The sequence below is a fragment of the Peribacillus sp. NPDC097284 genome, from assembly GCF_044761765.1.
GTDB lineage: Bacteria > Bacillota > Bacilli > Bacillales > DSM-1321 > Peribacillus.
In genome coordinates this window covers 1-21,266 of record NZ_JBIWCZ010000002.1, presented here as the reverse complement: position 1 = coordinate 21,266, position 21,266 = coordinate 1, and the positions used below count along the sequence as shown (strand labels likewise).

Sequence of the window (21,266 nt, the reverse complement as noted above, 5' to 3'; positions counted from 1 at the left end):
ACATAAGAAAATAAAAAGCCAGAATGCTTATACATGAAAGCATCCTGGCAATATGGGGGCATCAATGACGAGATTGTCTATTGAGGCCCCCTATTCCTCATCCAATAATATGGTAACCTGAATCCACATGGATATTTTCCCCTGTGATTCCGCGTGACATGTCACTGAATAGGAAAACGGCAGTGTCCCCGACTTCCTCCGGAGTAGTTGTACGACGGAGCGGTGCTTCTTCTTCGATTTTCTTCAAGATGGTGTTGAAGTCACGAACGCCTTTGGCGGAAAGGGTGCGAATTGGCCCTGCAGATATGGCATTGACACGAATATTATCCTTACCAAGATCACTTGATAAATACCGTACGTTGGCTTCAAGTGACGCCTTAGCCACACCCATCACATTATAATTCGGCATGACTCTTTCGCCACCAAGATAGGTCATGGTGACAATGCTTCCACCTTCTGGCATGATTTCTTTCGCCGCCTTAGCCACAGCCGTTAACGAGAAGGAACTAATATTGTGTGCAAGCAAGAATCCTTCACGGCTAGTATTGACAAAATCACCATCTAGCTCTTCTTTATTAGCAAATGCCACACAATGAGCGACACCATGAATGACTCCCACCTTCTCCTTAATGGAAGCAAAGCACTTCTCGATATCTTCATCCTTTGTTACATCGCATTGCAGGATGATTGAAGGTTCGCCCTCCAAAGTGGAAGACAACTCCTTGACACTTTTTTCTGTACGTTCTTTCCCATATGTAAAAATCAGCTTGGCACCCGCTTTATGTAAGGAACGGGCCACTCCCCAAGCGATGCTTCTTTTGTTGGCGACACCCATGATGACGAACGTTTTTCCTTCTAATGAAAAAGTCATGTGTATATGATCCTCCTAAAATTAATACAAGTTATTAGTACCTGATACTAATTTCCATTATAACAAATAATAAGAAAGAAAAATACCGTTTTCTAACCTACTGAAAATGTAAGCGAAAGTCGAATCCTTCGCTTACAATAAATACCCCATCAATAAAGTGGCCAATCCGAAATAGATGAGAATACTGATGATATCATTAATGGTTGTAATGAAAGGACCAGATGCAACGGCAGGGTCAATTTTCATTTTATGCATGAGCAACGGGACCAACGATCCGGCTAGCGTCGCCACAATCAAGGTAATGAAGATCGAAATGCCGACCAATAACCCTAACATGAAATCGTGTTTCCAAAAGTAGACAATACCCGTTATAACGATTCCACAAGTCAAACCGGTAATAAACCCCGTCCCAGCCTCTCGGATGATCAGTTTCCATTTACTTTCCTCTTCCAAATCACCTGTCGCAATTCCTCGAATCGCGACAGCAAGAGCCTGTGTCCCCGTATTTCCGGCCATCCCGCCAATCAAGGGGATGAAAACGGCAAGGATGGCTTTTTGGCTAAGCGTCTCTTCAAACCTCCCGATCAGACTCGCAGTCAATAAACCTAGAAATAAAAGGATGACCAACCACGGCAATCGCTTTTTCGCAGCTGAAAAAGCACTTTTATCTACATGGTCAAGGTCGGATACACCTGCTAATTTGGAGTAATCATCCGATGCTTCTTCGTCCATGACATCAATGATATCATCGACGGTTATAATTCCTAATAGATGGTTCTGAAAATCCACAACCGGCACGGCTAGAAAATTATAATCCCTAATTTTACGCGCCACTTCTTCCTGGTCCTCTGAGACAGGGACGGAAACGACCCGTTCATCCATCAAATCACCAATCAAAGCATCTTCATCCGCAATGATTAATGTCCGCAGTGATAACACGCCAAGTAACTTTTTATCTTGGTCCGTAACAAACACATAATAAATCGTCTCTGCTTGCGGGGCTTCCCGTTTTAAAATCTGCATGGCCGAACGCGCCGTTTCGTTTGCTTCAATTGCAATGAACTCGGTGGTCATTATACTTCCGGCAGTCGACTCTTCATAATGCAGCAGTTCTTGAATCTCACTAGCCGCTTCATCATCCATGATCGTCAAATAGCTAACGGCTTGCTCATCGTTGATTTCGTTCAGGACATCGGCCGCATCATCTGCGTACATATGGGAAAGCATATCGGCTGCATAGGAAGGATCCATTTCAGCTAGAAGGTTTTCGTATTCTTCTTCATCTATTTCTATATTTTCAAAAAGGTCCGCCATTTCTTCCGGTGATAAGTAGCGATACAATACTGGCCGGTACTCTTCCTTTAAACTCGTATAAAATTGGGCCTGATCATAAGGATGCATATCAAGGAACTCTATACGGAACTGATCCAAATTTTCATGTTTAAGTGCGTTAACCAAAAGGTCTCTATTCTGTTTATTAATTTCTCTTTCCATCTTCTCTTCCAAGGTTACACCTCCCAAACATTTTTTTATTTTGTACTTAATATATTATTTTTTGAAATAATACTATACTAATACCATAAATATAAATAAAACAAACAAAGGACGTGTAGTATGAAGATTGATATCATCGGAGACATACACGGTTGCTTCACTGAATTTAAGGAATTGACGTTGAATATGGGCTATGGCTGGGAAAGCGGAATTCCAGTCCATCCCCACGGGAGAATATTAGGATTTGTGGGTGATTTGACTGACCGTGGTCCTGAATCACTCCGTGTTATTGAAGTCGTTTACGAATTGGTCATCAATAAAAAAATTGCGCTTTATGCACCAGGAAATCACTGTAATAAACTGTATCGGTATTTTTCAGGAAATAAGGTACAGGTATCTCACGGACTGGAGACAACTGTAGCGGAGTACCAGGCGTTGAATAACCGTGAACAGAAGAAAATCCGTAAACAGTTCATGGATTTATATGAACAATCTCCCCTATATCAATTAATCGATGAAGGCCGTTTAATTATAGCTCATGCAGGCATCCGTCACGATTTAATCGGTCAATCTGGCAGCAAGGTAAAAACCTTTGTCCTTTATGGCGATATCAATGGGGCCAAGCATCCTGACGGTTCCCCTGTCAGAAGGGACTGGGCCCAATCCTATAAAGGGAAAGCGTGGATTGTGTATGGCCATACTCCCGTTCCTGAAGCCATCTGTGTCAATCGCACCTACAACATTGATACCGGGTGCGTTTTCGGTGGGAAGCTCACTGCCCTTCGCTACCCGGAAATGGAATTGCAGAGCGTTCCCTCTTCTTTACCCTATGTAGCAGATAAATTCAGGTCCTCTTCTAAATAACCAAAAAAACTCGCCGGTTTTGGTGAGTTTTTTTGGGTTTGAGTTTTTTCATACTAATTCTTTTCTAGAAGAACCAACATATCCAGGGGTGGGTTTTCCTGGAACTTCAACACCTTTTTTGTAAAGGGATGCAGGAACTTCAATTCATAGCAATGAAGAGCCTGACGGTCAATCCTATCCCTGTGGCCGCCATACAGATCATCGCCTGCAAGCGGGTGTCCAATATGGGCCATGTGCACCCTTATTTGATGTGTCCTGCCTGTCAGAAGTTCCAGCTTAAGGAACGTATGATCTTCTGTGTGGGCTTGTACTTCAAAGAGTGTACAAGCATAACGGCCGTCTTCCCGTACTTCACGTTCAATAATACTTGTCGATTTCCGACCGATGGGTACCTCTACTTTTCCAACGGGGCCCTCGATTTGACCCTCAGCTACCGCTTGATAGCGCCGTTTAACTTGCCCCAACTTTTGCTGTTCACTTAAAAGATGGTGGATATGCCTATGCTTCGCAATCAAGACCAATCCCGAGGTATCGCGGTCAAGTCTAGTAACGATATGGATCGTTGCCTGTATATCCCTCTTTTTATAGTAACCAGCTAATCCATTTGCAAGGCTCCCATTCGGATGTTCACGGGAAGGGATGGTGTTCATGGATTGAGGCTTGACTACGACTAATACATAATCGTCTTCATAACGGATTTGAAGGGGAATATCTTCAGGTAATAGCCCCTCGCTTCCCTCTTCCGGTGGAAAAATGACGGTGATGCCATCACCAGTTTTTATGCGCTCCCTCACTGTCACCTCAAGACCATTGACCATGATGGAACCGCCTTTAAATTTAATATCCGTTAACGCCCGTTTTGAGATATCGCATTTGCCGAGAAAATCTCTCAATAAAGAGCCAGAATCCTCTTCAGAAACCGCCCAACTTAAAGAAAATTTTTGATTTGACATGAGGTAATATAATCTCCTTAATTGGCAATGAATGAATCATGGACCCTTTTCCAGAAAGGAAACGGCCGGAATCTTGCAAAACGGATCTTTTCATCCGCCACCCGACATTGAATGGATTTCACATCTTCTTGTAGTAGAGTCAGATGATCGATCGTGATTTGAAAATTGACAGCATTGACTGGCCTGAACATGCACGTATGATGCGCAGGCAGTAAAAGTGGAGATCCAACCGTCCTGAACACCCGGTTATTAATCGACGCCAATTCCGTTATTTGAATTGCATCTATCGAAGGGTGGACGATGGCCCCTCCCAGCGCTTTATTATAAGCGGTGCTTCCAGAAGGAGTGGCAATGCATAGTCCATCCCCACGGAATGTTTCGAAGTGCTGACCACGTATCTCTACATCCATGACCAATGTCCCTTCGACGCTTTTGACCGTTGATTCATTTAATGATAAGAATCTTGCTTCCCGTCCACCATGCTGATAGCGCACAATCGTTTCCAACAGAGGATATTCGACGACTTGAAAAGGAGTCTTTGCTAAAGCAATCACTAGTTTCTCTATTTCATCGGGAGTCCAATCCGCATAAAATCCGAGGTGCCCCGTATGCACACCGACAAAGGCCGTCTTATCGAGCCGATTCTTATATCGATGAAAAGCATATAACAGCGTACCGTCACCGCCGACCGAAATGACGATATCCGGCTGATCTTCATCATATTCCAATTGAAAGTCTTGGAGATACGTCCTCATCCTTTGCATTAACGTATTAGATTTTGCATCTCCCTTTGAAGTAATCGCAAATTTCATACAATACCACCTAACTCTGTTTGAATTCTTCCGTCTTTATCTTTACCACTTTCAGGAATCCTTTTTCCTTGAAAAAAGACGCTGTGCCTCCTGTATTTCAGTACGGATTTGTGACATTTCCGCATCAAGCAGGAACGCAGCCTCTGCAGCACGTTTCAATCGTAATTGGATATCTTCGGGGAAAGCCCCTTGATATTTATAATTTAAAGAGTGTTCAATGGTTGCCCAAAAGTTCATAGCCAAGGTTCTGATTTGAATCTCGGCCAATATGTTTTTCTCACCATGAATGGTCTGGACAGGATAGCGAATGACAACATGATAGGAACGGTAGCCACTTGCTTTTTTATGGGAAATATAATTTCTTTCCTCTACAATCTCAAAATCATTCCGGCTCCTCAGGAGTCCTACGACCTGTTCAATATCATCGACGAACTGACACATCATCCGAAGTCCGGCGATATCTTGTATCTCAGCCCCAAACTTATCGATGGGAATACCCTTCTGACTAGCCTTGTTCAAGATGCTGTCAATCGGCTTCACCCTACCCGTTACGAACTCTATGGGAGAATGAATATTCTCTCTCTCAAATTGTTTTCTTAAGCCTTTTAATTTAACTTTTAATTCCTCAACGGCCTGTATATAAGGCGCTAAGAAATCATCCCAACTTTCCATTGCCACACCACCCACTTCTTTCGAAACGCCTGTTCAAATCTGGTATGGGCAGAACGATTCGAATCATCTGTATGAGTTCCTCCAGCAGTTCTTACCACTGCTTCTCCCCAAGGATATGTATAGTGAAAAATATGTATAATTTTGATGTTGCTGTATACTGAACTAATTTATATGCTCAATGTTTATATTTTATCATATTCGGCAATTGATTCCTAAATATTCAAGTATGATAATGAAAAAATATTCATTCGATTTGACAGCTCGAATGGTTCTTATATGATTAAACTAAAATAACAGCTTGGAGAGGGATAAATCATGGATCAACATATCGAAATTGAATTTAAGAACCTTTTGAATGAAAAAGAATTCAAACAGCTTTTGGACCACTTTCAAGTACATTCATCAACCTTCAAAACTCAGCAAAATCACTATTTTGATACAGCAAAATTTCAGTTGAAAGGTCAGAACTCAGCCCTCCGTATACGGGAGAAAAATGGCCAGTACGAGTTAACCTTGAAGCAACCCGCAAGCGAGGGTCTATTGGAAACCAATCAAGCGATCACGAAGGATATCGCAAATTCCTTCTTAAAAGAAGGAATTTTCCCTGAAGGCCCTGTTCATGACCTGATTATAGAAAATAATCTAATTCCAGAGGATTTCACATGTTTTGGCACTTTACAAACGGACCGTTCAGAATTCCCATTCCAGGGAGGTTTGCTTGTTTTAGATCATAGCTCATATTTGGGACATGAGGATTACGAGCTCGAATATGAAGTGACGGATCGGGCCGATGGGCAAAAAAAGTTTTTTAAACTTCTAGAATCACTTCAAATTCCGGTACGGAAAACCGAAAATAAAGTAAAGAGATTCTATCGGGCGAAATTCAGTGATTAAATCCGACCAAAAATAGATATGGAGGTGGTACATTTGAAAGTTCAGGACTTTAGGACATTGATGGATTTACAAGCCATACAACAATTCTCGACAGGCACTATCACGAATACATCCTCGTCGCGATCAATGTTTCAGGAAATGCTGACGGGACTCATGTCAAGCGATACTTTGGAAAACACATCGCAATCATTGGGGTCCCTTCTGTCTAACGTAGAAACTGAGGCAAAGTCCATCCTTCAATCCAACACGATACATTCACTCAACAACCCGTTGACAACCGCTCTCCCAGAAAAAAAGACAAGCGAGACGGTCACGAACTTTGATGATATGATCAGCGAGGCCGCGACTCTATATAACCTTCCGGAAAAATTGATTAAGTCAGTGATTAAACAGGAATCCAATTTTAACCCATCAGCGACAAGCTACGCTGGGGCAGCAGGGCTCATGCAGTTGATGCCTGCGACCGCAAGAAGTCTGGGAGTAGAAGACATAACCGATCCCAAGCAAAATATCATGGGTGGGAGTAAATACTTAAGCCAGATGCTCTCCCGTTATAACGGGGATGTCCAAATGGCCCTTGCAGCCTATAATGCCGGACCGGGTAACGTCGATAAATACAACGGCATACCGCCTTTTTCCGAAACGCAAAATTATGTTCAGAAAGTGTTCAATAACTTTATGAGCTGAAATCATTAGCCGACCCTTCTTCTGGGTCGGCTATTTTTATCGTTGATATTTTTTCGAAAACAGCTTGAACAACTGCAAAATTCCCCTCCTCCATTTGTGAAAAAACATTATGGGGAAGTATTATTGAAGCTAGATATTTGTTATATGAGTAAGCGATTGTTAAAATATGATTAAATATCAAACATCTTTCTTTTAAAGGAGTAATCAACATGACGAAAGAGAACCCTACACCATATGAATTAATTGGAGAGGGACAATTACACAAGTTAATTGATGCATTTTACTCCAACGTTAGTCAACATCCGGAACTGAAACCGATTTTTCCTGACGATTTATCAGAGACAGTCCGTAAACAAAAACAATTCATGACGCAATATTTAGGGGGGCCTTCCTTATACACCTCGGAACACGGTCACCCTATGTTGCGGGCTCGACATATACCTTTTGAAATTACACCAGATCGTGCAAAAGCATGGCTTTCCTGCATGTATCACGCTATGGACGAAATTGGTCTTGAAGGTGAAATTCGCGAATTTTTCTACCATCGCCTCTATTTGACAGCACAGCATATGATCAATACATCCGGTATAGACGGGAAAGGAGAAGACAGTTGAGCACACAAAAACCAGTTTTCAATATTTCCGATTGGATAAAAACACAACATTGTTATGATGTAGGAAAGAAACCATTAGAAATCTATGTTTTTGTTGATCCACTTTGCCCTGAATGCTGGGGCCTTGAACCGATTATAAGAAAATTGCAGGTGGAATATGGCCAGTTATTCAGCCTACGTCATGTTTTAAGCGGAAAGATTAATTCACTAAATATCGGCAATCATAAAAACTTCGAAAACATCGCCCAAGTTTGGGAAAAGACAGCCAGCCGTTCTGGAATGTCTTGTGATGGAAGCTTATGGACCGAAAATCCCATTTCCTCTCCCTACGCTGCATCCATAGCCATTAAAGCGGCCGAATTACAGGGTAGAAAACTAGCCATTCGTTTCTTAAGGCAGCTTCAAGAATACGTATTCATTGGAAAAAAGGATATTTCCAATATCAAGGTACTGACCGAATGTGCTCAAAGCGTAGGGTTGGATGTAGAAGAATTTCTTCATGACATAAACTCCTCCAGTGCCTCCAAAGGCTTTCAATGTGACTTGAAAATCACAAGTGAAATGGAGGTCACTGAAATTCCTTCACTCGTATTCTTCAATCAAAATATTGAGGAAGAAGGAATTAAGGTTTCTGGGGTATATTCCTATGAGGTATACGTTCAGATATTGAGGGACATCTTAAATGGCCTCCCAGACCCAGCTGAGCCACCTTCTCTTGAGGAGTTTATACGTTGTTTTAAACTAGTGGCCACCAAAGAAATTGAAACGGTCTATAATATGAGTAAAAGTACCGTGGAGCTGGAAATGAAAAAGCTCGTTTTAAAACAAGTGGCAGAAAAAATACCTGCTAAGTACGGAACATTTTGGAGGTACACCGAAAAGCCGACGAAATGACGGTCTTATCGAACGCCCCCTCTCATCTACACAAAAAGCCCGGCAAATTGGGGAATTTGCCGGGCTTTGTCTTTTTATTCATATATTTGAACAAAAGGGGATGGGAAATTTACACGATCAAACAAAGGGGTATAAGTTTAGATGTGATTCACTTCATTTAGTACTATAACAGATTTTCCATCATTTCATCAACTGATTTGTGCATAAGTTCACAATATGTTCACTTTTTCTTTTATGAATTCGGAAATAATAGCTTCTTCCTCCATTTAAATACAAGAAAACCGGTGAATTGGGGAATTCACCGGTTTTCTGTATATTTATACGAACAAAGGGGATGGAGAAATTTCACGATCAAACAAAGGGGTATAAGTTTGGTGTGATTACTTCATGTTAGTAATATAACAGATAGCTAGAACATATTTCAATCACATTGTGCACAAATTCACATTTTGTTCACTTTTTTTCGTTGGTCTTTCATCCATCATTTTCGCAAATCACGAATGAAATCATTCAACAACAAGAAAACCCGGTAAATTGGGGAATTTACCGGGTTTTCTTATCTATTAATACGAACAATAGGGGATGGGAGAAATCTTCACGATCAAACAAAGGGGTATAAGTTTAGATGTGAATTACTTCATGTCAGTAATATACCAGGTGAGCGACCCACTTTCAACTACTTTGTGTCTTATTTCACAAATTGTTCACAAGTGAATAATTCAAATTTTTCGAGAATGAATCTCGTTTCATTCTATAGCCAAGTTAATTTTCTTTTATTTTTCCTTACTCACTTTTCTAGAGTTTGATAAATAGATAAAAGCCCGGCAAATCGCGAAATTTGCCGGGCTTTTATCTATTTATACGAATAAGGGGATGGGAGAAATTTCACGAATCAACAAAGGGGTATAAGTTGGATGTGATAACTTCTATATCTGTACTATATCAGATTTCATCTAAACAGTGCAAGTAGATTGTGCTTCATTTCACATTATTGTCATATTCTCCGAATAACCTCTTTCTTCAAAACATATTATTTAAAGAAAGTGTACCGACATCTTTCCATTCCATTTAGCGGAGGTGCTAGTTTTGAGAAGTACGATTTTACTTATCCTCCTGATCAGCTCCTTATTCATCCAACTACTTGGAATCATGCAGCTCATTCCTTTGTATGTCACTTCCCCCATCTTGTTTTTTGTTTTTTTCATTATTCTTCATAGCTTCAATCAGAGAAATCGATTTAAAGGTCTATAGCAACATACATAAAAGAGCCAACCGACTTTTCTTTAGGCGGTTGGCTCTTTTGCCATTTATTTTGTTAAAAGCTGTTCCAATTCATTTAACTTTTCTTCGAATACGTTCAACGCTTCTTGTACAGGTTCAGCCTTCGTCATGTCGACGCCCGCCTTTTTTAATACCTCAATCGGATAATCTGAACTTCCTGATTTCAAGAATTCCAAATATCGTTTGACAGCTGGTTCTCCTTCTGTGAGAATCTGTTTACTTAGAGCAGTAGCTGCACTAATTCCTGTCGCATATTGATAAACATAGTAATTATAGTAGAAGTGTGGAATACGTGCCCATTCAAGACCGATTTCCTCATCAATCACTACATTCTCTCCAAAATATTTCTTGTTAAGTTCATAATATTCCTTCGTCAACATATCAGCGGTTAACGCTTCCCCATTCTGTGCCTTTTTATGGATGGTATGTTCGAACTCGGCAAACATCGTTTGACGGAACAGTGTACCACGGAAGCCTTCTAAGTAATGATTTAATAAATAGATACGTTTCTTTTCATCATCTATCGTATTCAGCAAGTAATCGTTCAACAGGTTTTCGTTACAAGTAGAAGCAACCTCCGCTACAAAAATCGAATAATTCCCATAAGGATACGGTTGGTGTTTACGGGTATAGTAGCTATGGACCGAATGACCAAATTCATGAACAAGGGTGAATAGGTTATTCACGTTATTCTGCCAATTCATTAAAATATACGGATTGGTTCCATATGTTCCAGAGGAATAGGCCCCGCTTCTTTTCCCTACATTCTCTTGTACATCCACCCAGCGATTCTCAAACCCTTCCTTTAAGACATTTATATAGTCTTCTCCAAGTGGGGCAAGTCCTTTAAGTACATATTCCTTCGCCTCATCATACGTCACTTCCATCTTCACTTCTTTTACGAGCGGAGCGAATAAATCATACATATGAAGCTCGTCTAACTCGAGAACCTTTTTGCGTAAGTCGAGATAACGATGTAACAATGGCAAATTGTCATTGACCGTTTGAACGAGGTTATCGTATACACTTTCTGGAATATTATTATTACTTAATGCCGCCTGGCGCGCGGATTCATATTTACGTACTGTTGCGTTGAAGTTATGATTCTTCACTTCACCTGATAAGGTAGAAGCAAATGTATTACGGAACTCTCCATACTTGCTGTATATGCCTTTAAATGCGTCTTGACGGACACGGCGGTCTTCGCTCTCAAGGAAACGAATATACCTTCCATGAGTGATTTCCACTTCATTGCCCTCTTCATCTTTAATAACGGGGAACTTCAAATCCGCATTATTCAACATGCTGAAGATATTGCCGGAATTATCGAGTACTTCGGAGGCCTGAGCCAGTAATGACTCCTGTTCTGCATTTAAAATATGCGGTCTCTGTAGGTTGATTTCCTCCAAAGAATGTTTATATAACTTTAGTTCTTCTTTTTCCTCCAAAAATTCCTGGACTTTGTTTTCATCAATGCTTAACAGTTCTGGAACGATATATGAGAAGGCTGCGGCAGCCTGAGCATACAGTGCCTTCGCCCTGTCTTCCATTCCTTGATAAAAGGGATTCGTTGTATCCTGGTCGTTACGCATATGTGAATACGCATACACTTTACCCATCTTTTCAAATACTTCATCTTGGAATTGAAGTGCCGCAAATAGCTTTTCAGCGCTTTCACCCAATGTTCCTTTATATGCTTCCGCTTTCAACAGCTGTTCTTTTACATCTTTGAAGGCTGCTTCCCAATCTTCCTCCGTCGCATATATATCCTCAAGTCTCCATGTATCTTCAGCCGGAATCTCACTTCTTGAAGGTAATGTGTTCACTTTAGTTTCCTGTGTCATAATAAATTCCTCTCCATTCTAATAAAACTTACCCTTATTACCCTTATCTTTACCAGGGCATGTACGACTTATTTACTTCCTGAGCCATTTGCATTTCCCATGCAAAACGATACTTCTCTTACTCCATACTATTCTGCGTTCACCATCATAATCCTGCTACAACCCAGTCAAAAGGAATAGAGTGGTTATAACTCATTATAATGGATATATGCCTTTTCTATCATAATCTTGCTCTGTTGATAGAAAATTCTTTCTAAAGCCTCACTTTGATCACTTGTAATCGGCACAGTAAACGGAGTGGTAACCGTAAAGATTCCTTCTTTCCACTCTTTTAAATATCCCAGCTTTTCTAATAACTGAATATACTTTCTTACAGGGTTTCCCACATCTTTCTCCTTGATAAGTGGTAAAGGGCGCTGCCTGATATTCCCCAGCTTGATTCGTCTATTGAAATGACCGAGCACTTCATTCATTTCAATTTTTTCCCCGATTTTTTTCTTTTGAAACACATCCATGTATAGCCAAGCTTGCCATTCGATTGCCGGTGTCTCGATTAGGTGCATGCCTTGAATTGGAACACCGATTTCTATGGGAATCGTTGCAGGAGAAAGGTGATGGGTATAGAGGCCATAAAAGATAGGATCACTCCTTTTTGCTGTTCTTACCCGGTGGAGGCACCAGCTTTTCCGTTTCTTTCTCCAAGCCATCAAAAAAGGAAAGGCATCACAATATCGAGGTGTCATTTGATTGGGGGATAGAAGATTTAAAGGGGCTGTGGTCAGTTCTGCCAAAACGCTTCTTTTTGAGAAAGGGGTCATGTTTTTCAATGCGGATAGTTGATGAGATTCAGGACAATACATCCACAGAAATGGATGCTGATAGGTACCACTGACAAATAGCCACTGAAAGGCAGATAGGCTGAATTCATATTTACTCTTTCGTTTCAATTGCTTGGCGCCCATGATCCAAATGGGTATGATTTTCACACTTTGATAGGCTCTTGTCCGTTCATGGAAGTCAGCCTCGGAAATGATGGAGCACTGGAATTCTATCGCGTAGCGCTGATCATCGATTGTCAGCAATATATCCGTCCTTCTCTTGATTGCGGGAATATAGGCTTCTAACTTCGCATGAAACTTATGTGATACCAACCATTGATACAGGTTTCTTTTTCCCATTAAATGATAAGTGGATTCAGGTTCCGATGAAGCATGACACGAAGTATTATTCTTGTGGGCAAAATGAGGGATTTTTATCATTCCGGCTTTGATCATCACTTCTGTTTTACAGCAGGGACAGAAATATCCTGTTGATGCCTTCATTGCCAGGAGCTGGTTTCCCGTCAGTTTTTCAGGAAGGGTGATCCATGTCCCATCCTCTTTCATTGCACTAAGCATATTTCTCCTCCCCTCCTACTATATCCATTCTCCCTTGGCCTGGAAAATTCCTTTAAAATAAAAAAAATGCCGTGATGGCATAAATGGATCATCATAGGAGCGGTGACAATAGTCTGCAAGTGGATTCCAAAACTTTCAGACCAAAGTTGCGATTGGAAAATACTTTCAACTGTATTTCCTGTGATACCTTTAGATCCTTCAAATAATCATCTACTAGCGTCTGTGTACTCTCTGTACGGTAAAGGAAGGCATTGACTTCGAAATTCAAATGAAAGCTCCTCATATCGATATTAGCGCTGCCAATTGAAGCCAATTCGTTATCCACTATGACAATCTTGCTATGCATGAAGCCCTCATTATATTGAAATATCCTGACCCCTGCTTCCAAGAGCTCAGAAAAGTACGTTCTTGAAGCATGGAATACAATCCACTTATCTGGGTTCCTCGGGACCAGTATTCGCACATCCAATCCACTCAGGCCCGCCACCTTCAATGCCTGAAAAATATCCTCATCAGGGACGAAATAGGGAGATGCAATCCAGATGGACTTTTCCGCCGAATTTATCATGCTGAAAAAAAGGTTCTTAATAACCGTCCATTCACAATCAGGACCACCGGCTATCATTTGTACGCCACCAAGGTCCTGCAAAACTGGCTGACTTGTACCAATATAGGCATCCGACAAATAGCTTTGGTTTGTACTATAGTACCAATCCTGTGAAAAAATGAGCTGTAGCGTTCGGACCGCTTCACCTTCTACCAAAAGGTGAGTATCACGCCAAGACCCGTAATTCGCATTAAGCCCCAAATATTCATCGCCAATATTAAGGCCACCGATAAAACCAATGGTCCCATCGACAATAATAATTTTTCGATGATTCCGAAAATTGAACGTACTATTTATGAAAGGAAGATGGATGGGTCCAAAGGGAACAATCTCTACGCCTGAATCCCTCATTTCATCAATATAAGGGCGGGCCAGGGACCAACATCCCACCGCATCATATAAAAAGCGTACCCGCACCCCTTCTTTTGCCTTTTGGATCAAGATATCCTTCAAAGTGCAACCACTGTCATCATCCCGTACAATATAATATTCCAAATGAATATGGTGTTTAGCTTTCCTCAGTTGCTTCAGGATACTAGCATACGTCTCTTTTCCATTTGTTAGTATTCGGGTTTTCGATGCAAACGAAATGGAACTGTTTCCAAGCTTTTCAGCGAGGGAAAATAACCTTCGATGACGCAACTTCACTCCCCGTTTTTCCCAGGTATCTACTTCCGTGCCGCGTTTAAGGAACTCATGCTTATCCAAAAAATACTTCCTACGAAACTTTCTCTCTTTTCGAAAATTCCCGCCAAACAACAAATAAAAGATGAACCCGATAACAGGAAAAGCCCCAAATGCAATGATCCATGTGATCGTTTGAATGGGATGACGATTTTCGATGAAAATATTAAATCCAATGATCACCAACGAAAGGGCCAACAACAGACTTAGATACCCCCTAACCCCCACTTCTTCCAGTAGGAGATACCATGGGCTACCTAACATGAGTACAAGTACTAGAAAACTTAAACCAACCTTCCCGTTCATTTATGACTACCTCCAATTACAAAACGCAGGTGCACGTAAAAGCTTCTGTTGAGGTGCATGACTTATCAAGGGTAAAAAAAACCGATTTCTAAGAAATCGGCCTAAAAAATATTATGCGAAATATTTATCTACTGTGGAGAGTACATCATTTTCTATGACTACTTTTCCGTATTCTTCAAGCATGTGTACCGTTATTGGGGATTCCTCGCTGTATTCCAACAATAGACTTAAGACATTATCAATTTCTTCCTCGTCAATTTCAGCTTCGGAAAATTCAATATATAGATAATATTTATTTTGATAAGCATAAAGCTTCGTTGTCCAGGTATCCAAACCAGAACGCTTGCTTAAAGAAATGACATCTTCAAAATCCTCGAATATTGTGATGAATTCAATCATCCCATCTTCAAATGTCATGGTGCTCTCTTCATCTTTACCTTCAAAGTGTTGATCAAGAAGCGTATCTACTTTGTCTGTTACACTTAACTCTTTTAACTTATCATCCGATAGAGGCAACTCAAGTTTCTGACCATCTTTGGCAAGTTGGGCTTTTGTGACCAAGACTTCCAAGCCTTTTTCCAATGCTTGAACTTGAATCCATAACGGACCTTCAATCATGAATTCCTCTTCCTGATGCACTTCATCCATCATTTCCCAAAAAAGTTCTTCACTTCTCTCACGGCTATACCAAATTTCTTCCCGGTCGAAGCCTCTTTCCTCGATATCTATATAGGATATATAAAATTTTACTGTATCATCATTAATACGTTCGATTTCCATGATTCCCCTCTCCCTTCCTTTCTCATTTTGAAGGGATAATAACCCCCAAGCGAAAATTGCTCTTAAAAGCTCTTTACCCAAAAGTTCATACTGTAAATCATGCTACATTAAAACAGACTATTTTACCTCATTTTATGACAAAACCTTGAAGAAGGGAAATAAAAAACATCAATATCATAAAAACAATTGTTTGCCTAATATTCCATTCATTTTATAAAAAAAATCGTTCATATGCAACTTTCACGAAGACGGTGCCGTATTTCATTCATATTCTATATTGTATACAGTTAATGGTTATTTACATGCTTTATTTATCCAATCCCGCCCTGACCATTGTCACAAGAGCCTTGTCGCCCCAAGAAAAAGATATATGTATAAACAAAAAGCTCTGCACTATTCTCAGCAGAGCTTGGAAAACACTTATTCATTAATTTACCATACGTTGTGCTTCTAGCAATTGGAACGTACGTACTTTCCGTGGTAAGAAACGACGAATCTCATCTTCGTTATACCCAACTTGAAGACGCTTCTCATCAAGGATAATCGGGCGTCTTAGCAAACCAGGGTTTTCTTTAATCAATTTATATAACTCTTGTAGAGGCAAGCTCTCTAAGTTAACATTTAACTTTTGAAACGTTTTTGATCTGGTTGAGATGATTTCATCCGTACCATCTTCCGTCATACGTAGAATTTCTTTGATTTCCTCTATTGAAAGAGGTTCCGAGAAAATATTTCTTTCTGTATAACCAATCTCATGTTCCTCTAACCATGCTTTTGCTTTTCTGCATGACGTACAACTTGGGGATGTATATAATGTTACCATGTTTACCCACACTCCCTAAATATAGAATCGGTGATCTATGAGGAGAAATCTATTATCATTCACAACTACGATTCTAATTTGAAATAATTTTAAATAAGCATTTCTTTTAATTAATTATACACTAATTCATTTAAAATGAATACCCTTTTTCAAAATTGAAACTATCCTTTATAACTTCCTATTTCATCTGTACTATAGGCACTTCGTTTTTTTATGTAATACATTACAACGCTATTTTCTAATTGAAAATATGCACCTATTATTCTCATTTAAGTTGCAAATTGCCCCTCATTTTCCCTTTATTTTTTTCATTTGCTCATTACTTTTTATTTACCCCCTTTTTTTAGCTATAAACTAGTGATTATCATTTATAATTTCTTTAAGTATCCTTTAATTCCTTCTTCCTTCTTAAAAACCCTCCTTTTGACTGCTTAAATCAATTAAATTAAATGCATGCTCCATACAAATCACCATTTACAGGGACGGAAAATAAATATGCATTCCGCACCACGATATAAAAGAGCCGACGAATTTAGTCGGCTCCTGTGTCATTTCATATCTTTTTAAACCCTATCACTTTCCACTTCTGTTTCTATATTCAATACTTCGTCTACTGATTGATACGATTTTCCATATAGATGCTTATCTTTATGCGTATGAATTTCAGAGTAAATCTTTTTCATATAATTGAATACATCTTCTTCTTTAACAGCATCATGTGCCGGCCAATAAAGGATTTCCATCGGCGTATCTTCTTCAGTAGCCAACGATTTTCTATTATAGGCGATAGAAGAAGCATGTAAAAAGCCTTCTCTTTGATAAAATCTTAATCGTTTTGACGTGTCCACGTCATTTTCCTGCACTGGCTCGACTTCAAGGAAAATGGTCTTTTGTTTTTCTTGCAATTGATGAATCAATTTCTTTCCAAGGCCTTGACCCCGGGCATTTTTGCCGACGAATAAATAATCGACGAAAATAAATTCCTTACCTTCCACATATAGTAGAACATGGTCAGGCCCTTCATCCTTTTTATAGATGTCTTGTTTATCCTTCAATAAAATTTCTATATGTTCTTTTGACTTCATTTCTTCAATTGGAAAATATTGATTTAGTTTATCATACCAATTCACGATTTCATCTCCTCTTCAAATTTTATCTTTCCACGCTTTTGCTTATCGTTTACAATAGACTGTAAATAAATTGAAATTATTGAGGGGGTATCCATGCTTACTTACCTTGTTGACTTAATTTTAGTTGCTGTCTGCGTAATTGGGATCACAGCCATAAATGGTGTCCTGACGAATGCCATTGGGGAAAAGTGGTTTGGTGGTAAAACTCATTCCCACATTTTCAATCAATCGAAACGAATTCAGTCGGGATGGAATCAAGTCGGCGGGAAGAAACATAAGCGATGATTCTTCGGGAGTCCAGATGACCGCTTGTGTACATATCGGTCATCTGATGGTTTATGGGGTGTAGTCTACCCCTTTTGTATAGCGGTTTGCAGCATTCCATAATAGATATTCATCAATTCCATTATCATTTAACGCTTTAATTTGGGCTTCCACTTGTTCCTTACCATACTTTTGATAATTCCCCTCACCCAAGTATGAAGCAGTGAAGTCCTGAATCCAGGGTCTAGAGGTAGGCGGCGTTTCTAGTTCCTTCAATTTCTTGTTCTCCAATTTTGCATATTCCCGAACAAGTTCATACGGTTTTAAATCCGGCTTTTCGATTCCGAAATAGGATGTCCAGTGACTTGGATAAATCATCGAAGAGATGACATCTACATTTTCAGAAATCTTGGAGAAATTTTGCCCAATACCAGGAGCTTCAGGTAATGTAGCGGCATAGCCGAAAATATCGACTGATACTTCCACACCATATGGCTCTAATTGTTTTTTTGCGTAGGCCACAAAGTCGGTTACGGCCTGTACCCGTTTTTCAGTATGGGTCTTATTGCCTTTTTCATACTCTCCCATATCATATTTTAGGTCATCCTCTTTATTCTCGAACCCTTCAGGAAAACGGACATAGTCGAATTGAATTTCTTTGAATCCCATCTTCGCAGCTTCTATGGCAATCCCCACGTTATAATCCCATACCTCTTTCAGGAATGGATTCACGAAAGATTCACCACGTCCATTCTTCCAGACCTTATCGCCATCTTTAAACGACCATTGTGGTTTTTCCTTTGCAAGAAGGGTATCCTTGAAAACGACGACACGGGCAATCGGATAAATCTTCTTATCCTCAAGCTTTTTTAACATGTCCACCGGTTTCCTTATGTAATCCTTTCCAATATTCGAATAAGGGGAATCCTTGTCTTCCGGTTTATAGGTAACATTCCCCCTGTCATCCTTAATATCGATGACCATTGCATTCAAATCGGTTTCGTCCACATATTGTATGAGTTCATTTAACTTGTTTCCACCAGCTACATGTCCTGTAACATAAAGCCCTCGTACTGCATCAGGATAATCAAACTTCAATCCAGAATCATATACGAATCTAGGGGCCAACTTTGGTAGTTCTTTCTGCTCAAGCGCCACAGTTCTTGCTTGTTCCAAATCCTCAGCATGGACCGGTTGCTGAACCAAAAACAAACACATTCCTGCCACTATACATTTACTTAACGATTTCACATCTTCACCTCATTCGCCCTTCAAATCTACAACAGACTCTTTTGTTTAATACCACAACAGCAAAACTTTATTCCTATAAAATAAACTTTTTTTAAAAAAATGGTGTGTAACAATCTCCTATATCATTATCCTACCCTAAAATCGATTCCCCATTGATGGTTAAAAATCAATAAGTTACGAATCCTTCTTTTTTTACCCCATCGTATATATTAGTTGTAATAAGGGCATGCTGTTTGGATTACATTTCTTAAGAATAAATGCTAAAATACAGGTATAGTGGAAAATTCGTATCTCTAGGTAGACATTCCCTGGCGAGTACTGCCTTGCAAGACATAAATGAGCTCTCTTACACTTGCTGTACAGGAAGTGGATTACTTCCCTATTTATCCTTACAATAATGAAGAGCGAATATCCAATTAGTTAATTAAACGTATTTAGAGGAGTGACTAGCAGTTGAAAAGGATTTTCTCTGGCATTCAGCCATCTGGTTCTGTTACATTAGGAAATTATATCGGAGCAATGAAGCAATTTGTTAACTTACAGGATGAATATGACTGTTTCTTTTGTATCGTTGACCAACATGCAATTACAGTTCCGCAGGATCGACTTAAATTAAGAAAAAACATTAAAACACTCGCTGCCTTATATTTGGCAATCGGCATTGACCCTGAAAAGAATACGATCTTCATTCAATCAGAGGTTCCCGCGCATGCCCAGGCAGGCTGGATTTTGCAAAGCATCGCTTATATTGGCGAACTTGAGAGAATGACCCAATTTAAAGATAAATCAGCCGGCAAGGAAGGCGTTTCTTCTGCACTTCTTACCTACCCGCCACTGATGGCTGCAGATATTCTCCTGTACAATACAGATGTTGTTCCTGTTGGGGAAGATCAAAGACAACACTTGGAATTAACGCGAGATTTAGCTGAGCGATTCAATAATAGGTACAACGATATCTTTAAAATACCAGAAATCAGCCTTCCAAAGGCAGGAGCGCGAATAATGTCGCTTCAAGAACCGACTAAGAAAATGAGTAAATCCGACCCTAATAAAAAAGCTACGATTGCTCTACTTGACGATCCTAAACAAATCGAGAAAAACATTAAGAGTGCAGTAACTGATTCTGAAGGCATCGTTCGTTATGATAAAGAAAATAAAGCGGGCGTATCGAACTTAATGTCCATCTACTCCATCTTCAGTGGAAAAACATACGCTGAAATTGAAGAGATGTATGCCGGAAAAGGATATGGCGACTTTAAAGGTGATTTAGCTCAAGTGGTACTAGGAGAGATTCTACCCATTCAAGAGCGTTACTATAGCTTGATCGATTCCCCTGAACTTGATGAAATTTTAGATCGTGGGGCAGAGAAGGCAAATATCGAAGCCAATAAGATGATTAGAAAAATGTACAACGGCATGGGACTTGGAAGAAAAAGATAATGGAAAAAGACGATCCGCAACGGATCGTCTCAGACTGTAGACAAACTCGATGAAAATCGACTTTGCCTACAGTCTTTTTTATTTTAAAATAAAAGTATTAAAACTTGAGGTGATAAAGATGCTTTCGAAACATGATTCTATTCAGCGAGATCAACTTGAAATGATTACTTTGGATCAATTGGTGCCAGCGAACCATTTGGTTCGTAAAATTGAGGCGGCCATTGATTTCTCTTTCATTTATGATTTAGTGAAAGATATGTATTCTGAGGTAGGTCGCCCAAGTATCGATCCAGTTATTTTGGTTAAACTTGCATTCATTCAATATACCTTCGGTATTCGTTCCATGCGTAAAACAATTGAAGAAGTTGAAACAAATATGGCTTACCGTTGGTTCTTAGGTTACGGTTTCCACGATAAAGTACCTCATTTCTCAACCTTCGGAAAAAATTATGAGCGACGCTTTAAAGATAGTGACCTCTTTGAACAGATTTTCTATCGCATTTTAATCACAGCTGCCCAAAGAAAGTTAATAAGTGCAGAGCATGTATTCGTTGATTCCACTCATGTAAAAGCTAGTGCAAATAAACGAAAATTTGCAAAGAAAGTCGTCCGCAAGGAAACACGAGCATATCAAGAACGCCTTCAAGAAGAAATAAATCAGGATCGTGAAGATCATGGAAAGAAACCTTTTCCACCAGATAAATT

General features: G+C 39.8%; 20 protein-coding genes. 8 read left to right on the top strand and 12 right to left on the bottom strand.

Features of this window, described 5'->3' with window-relative positions; all coding sequences use genetic code 11:
- Positions 1 to 97: 97 nt before the first annotated feature.
- Positions 98 to 871, bottom strand: a complete 774-nt coding sequence (fabI, locus tag ACIQXU_RS05820; RefSeq protein ID WP_402867805.1) for an enoyl-ACP reductase FabI — start codon at positions 869 to 871, stop codon at positions 98 to 100.
- Positions 872 to 1,003: 132 nt separating this feature from the next.
- Positions 1,004 to 2,365, bottom strand: a complete 1,362-nt coding sequence (gene mgtE / locus ACIQXU_RS05815) for a magnesium transporter (protein ID WP_402868540.1) — start codon at positions 2,363 to 2,365, stop codon at positions 1,004 to 1,006.
- 120 nt (positions 2,366 to 2,485) lie between these two features.
- Here mgtE and prpE point away from each other — a divergent pair, with 120 nt between their 5' ends.
- Positions 2,486 to 3,229, top strand: a complete 744-nt coding sequence (gene prpE, locus ACIQXU_RS05810) for a bis(5'-nucleosyl)-tetraphosphatase PrpE (protein ID WP_402867804.1) — start codon at positions 2,486 to 2,488, stop codon at positions 3,227 to 3,229.
- 53 nt (positions 3,230 to 3,282) lie between these two features.
- Here prpE and ACIQXU_RS05805 read toward each other — a convergent pair whose 3' ends face one another.
- From ACIQXU_RS05805 to yjbM, 3 genes are read right to left on the bottom strand one after another with little or no spacing between them, the layout of a single operon-like run.
- Positions 3,283 to 4,182, bottom strand: coding sequence for an RluA family pseudouridine synthase (locus tag ACIQXU_RS05805; protein ID WP_402987455.1), 900 nt, complete (start codon positions 4,180 to 4,182; stop codon positions 3,283 to 3,285).
- A 17-nt stretch (positions 4,183 to 4,199) separates the two neighbouring features.
- Positions 4,200 to 4,994 carry an NAD kinase gene (locus ACIQXU_RS05800; RefSeq protein WP_402867802.1) on the bottom strand — a complete coding sequence of 265 codons (795 nt, stop codon included), beginning with the start codon at positions 4,992 to 4,994 and terminating at the stop codon, positions 4,200 to 4,202.
- Between the two features lie 51 nt (positions 4,995 to 5,045).
- Complete coding sequence (gene yjbM, locus ACIQXU_RS05795) at positions 5,046 to 5,666, bottom strand: GTP diphosphokinase (RefSeq protein ID WP_402867801.1); 621 nt, start codon at positions 5,664 to 5,666, stop codon at positions 5,046 to 5,048.
- Between the two features lie 315 nt (positions 5,667 to 5,981).
- Between yjbM and ACIQXU_RS05790 the strand changes: the two genes are divergently transcribed.
- From ACIQXU_RS05790 to ACIQXU_RS05775, 4 genes are all read left to right on the top strand, one after another.
- On the top strand, positions 5,982 to 6,560 hold the full coding sequence (locus ACIQXU_RS05790) for a CYTH domain-containing protein (protein WP_402867800.1): 579 nt from the start codon (positions 5,982 to 5,984) through the stop codon (positions 6,558 to 6,560).
- A 24-nt stretch (positions 6,561 to 6,584) separates the two neighbouring features.
- Positions 6,585 to 7,247 carry a lytic transglycosylase domain-containing protein gene (locus ACIQXU_RS05785; RefSeq protein WP_402987452.1) on the top strand — a complete coding sequence of 221 codons (663 nt, stop codon included), beginning with the start codon at positions 6,585 to 6,587 and terminating at the stop codon, positions 7,245 to 7,247.
- Positions 7,248 to 7,456: 209 nt separating this feature from the next.
- Positions 7,457 to 7,861, top strand: coding sequence for a globin domain-containing protein (locus ACIQXU_RS05780; RefSeq protein ID WP_402867799.1), 405 nt, complete (start codon positions 7,457 to 7,459; stop codon positions 7,859 to 7,861).
- On the top strand, positions 7,858 to 8,754 hold the full coding sequence (locus tag ACIQXU_RS05775; RefSeq protein WP_402867798.1) for a ClpXP adapter SpxH family protein: 897 nt from the start codon (positions 7,858 to 7,860) through the stop codon (positions 8,752 to 8,754). Before ACIQXU_RS05780 ends, ACIQXU_RS05775 begins: the two co-directional genes overlap by 4 nt.
- 1,307 nt (positions 8,755 to 10,061) lie before the next feature.
- Here the strand turns inward: ACIQXU_RS05775 and pepF are convergent.
- The 6 genes from pepF to ACIQXU_RS05745 form a co-directional block, all read right to left on the bottom strand.
- Complete coding sequence (pepF, locus tag ACIQXU_RS05770; protein WP_402955883.1) at positions 10,062 to 11,879, bottom strand: oligoendopeptidase F; 1,818 nt, start codon at positions 11,877 to 11,879, stop codon at positions 10,062 to 10,064.
- Positions 11,880 to 12,064: 185 nt separating this feature from the next.
- The gene (locus ACIQXU_RS05765) at positions 12,065 to 13,276 is read right to left on the bottom strand and encodes a competence protein CoiA (protein ID WP_402987448.1); all 1,212 of its coding nucleotides are present in this window, start codon (positions 13,274 to 13,276) and stop codon (positions 12,065 to 12,067) included.
- A 91-nt stretch (positions 13,277 to 13,367) separates the two neighbouring features.
- Entirely contained in the window at positions 13,368 to 14,873 is a 1,506-nt protein-coding gene (cls, locus tag ACIQXU_RS05760; RefSeq protein ID WP_402987445.1) for a cardiolipin synthase, read from the bottom strand.
- 111 nt (positions 14,874 to 14,984) lie between these two features.
- A complete protein-coding gene (gene mecA / locus ACIQXU_RS05755; protein ID WP_402955874.1) occupies positions 14,985 to 15,653 on the bottom strand; it encodes an adaptor protein MecA in 669 nt (222 codons plus the stop codon).
- A 427-nt stretch (positions 15,654 to 16,080) separates the two neighbouring features.
- Positions 16,081 to 16,476 (bottom strand): transcriptional regulator SpxA, encoded by a 396-nt coding sequence (gene spxA, locus ACIQXU_RS05750; RefSeq protein WP_402867793.1) that lies wholly within the window; start codon positions 16,474 to 16,476, stop codon positions 16,081 to 16,083.
- A gap of 563 nt (positions 16,477 to 17,039) precedes the next feature.
- On the bottom strand, positions 17,040 to 17,606 hold the full coding sequence (locus ACIQXU_RS05745; RefSeq protein WP_402867792.1) for a GNAT family N-acetyltransferase: 567 nt from the start codon (positions 17,604 to 17,606) through the stop codon (positions 17,040 to 17,042).
- A gap of 93 nt (positions 17,607 to 17,699) precedes the next feature.
- Here ACIQXU_RS05745 and ACIQXU_RS05740 point away from each other — a divergent pair, with 93 nt between their 5' ends.
- The gene (locus tag ACIQXU_RS05740) at positions 17,700 to 17,891 is read left to right on the top strand and encodes a hypothetical protein (protein WP_402867791.1); all 192 of its coding nucleotides are present in this window, start codon (positions 17,700 to 17,702) and stop codon (positions 17,889 to 17,891) included.
- Between the two features lie 51 nt (positions 17,892 to 17,942).
- On the opposite strand, the gene ACIQXU_RS05735 is transcribed toward ACIQXU_RS05740, so the two are convergent.
- Positions 17,943 to 19,121 carry a putative glycoside hydrolase gene (locus tag ACIQXU_RS05735; protein ID WP_402867790.1) on the bottom strand — a complete coding sequence of 393 codons (1,179 nt, stop codon included), beginning with the start codon at positions 19,119 to 19,121 and terminating at the stop codon, positions 17,943 to 17,945.
- 453 nt (positions 19,122 to 19,574) lie between these two features.
- Here ACIQXU_RS05735 and trpS point away from each other — a divergent pair, with 453 nt between their 5' ends.
- Both trpS and ACIQXU_RS05725 read left to right on the top strand, forming a co-directional pair.
- Entirely contained in the window at positions 19,575 to 20,561 is a 987-nt protein-coding gene (gene trpS, locus ACIQXU_RS05730; RefSeq protein ID WP_402867789.1) for a tryptophan--tRNA ligase, read from the top strand.
- Positions 20,562 to 20,679: 118 nt separating this feature from the next.
- On the top strand, positions 20,680 to 21,266 hold a 587-nt coding region (locus tag ACIQXU_RS05725; RefSeq protein ID WP_402987998.1), incomplete at its 3' end, for a transposase.

Bases quoted from the DNA above. Each gene is read 5' to 3' on its own strand.
- fabI (WP_402867805.1), bottom strand. From the start codon at position 871: ATGACTTTTTCATTAGAAGGAAAAACGTTCGTCATCATGGGTGTCGCC.
- mgtE (WP_402868540.1), bottom strand. From the start codon at position 2,365: ATGGAAAGAGAAATTAATAAACAGAATAGAGACCTTTTGGTTAACGCA.
- prpE (WP_402867804.1), top strand. From the start codon at position 2,486: ATGAAGATTGATATCATCGGAGACATACACGGTTGCTTCACTGAATTT.
- ACIQXU_RS05805 (WP_402987455.1), bottom strand. From the start codon at position 4,182: ATGTCAAATCAAAAATTTTCTTTAAGTTGGGCGGTTTCTGAAGAGGAT.
- ACIQXU_RS05800 (WP_402867802.1), bottom strand. From the start codon at position 4,994: ATGAAATTTGCGATTACTTCAAAGGGAGATGCAAAATCTAATACGTTA.
- yjbM (WP_402867801.1), bottom strand. From the start codon at position 5,666: ATGGAAAGTTGGGATGATTTCTTAGCGCCTTATATACAGGCCGTTGAG.
- ACIQXU_RS05790 (WP_402867800.1), top strand. From the start codon at position 5,982: ATGGATCAACATATCGAAATTGAATTTAAGAACCTTTTGAATGAAAAA.
- ACIQXU_RS05780 (WP_402867799.1), top strand. From the start codon at position 7,457: ATGACGAAAGAGAACCCTACACCATATGAATTAATTGGAGAGGGACAA.
- pepF (WP_402955883.1), bottom strand. From the start codon at position 11,879: ATGACACAGGAAACTAAAGTGAACACATTACCTTCAAGAAGTGAGATT.
- ACIQXU_RS05765 (WP_402987448.1), bottom strand. From the start codon at position 13,276: ATGCTTAGTGCAATGAAAGAGGATGGGACATGGATCACCCTTCCTGAA.
- cls (WP_402987445.1), bottom strand. From the start codon at position 14,873: ATGAACGGGAAGGTTGGTTTAAGTTTTCTAGTACTTGTACTCATGTTA.
- mecA (WP_402955874.1), bottom strand. From the start codon at position 15,653: ATGGAAATCGAACGTATTAATGATGATACAGTAAAATTTTATATATCC.
- spxA (WP_402867793.1), bottom strand. From the start codon at position 16,476: ATGGTAACATTATATACATCCCCAAGTTGTACGTCATGCAGAAAAGCA.
- ACIQXU_RS05740 (WP_402867791.1), top strand. From the start codon at position 17,700: ATGCTTACTTACCTTGTTGACTTAATTTTAGTTGCTGTCTGCGTAATT.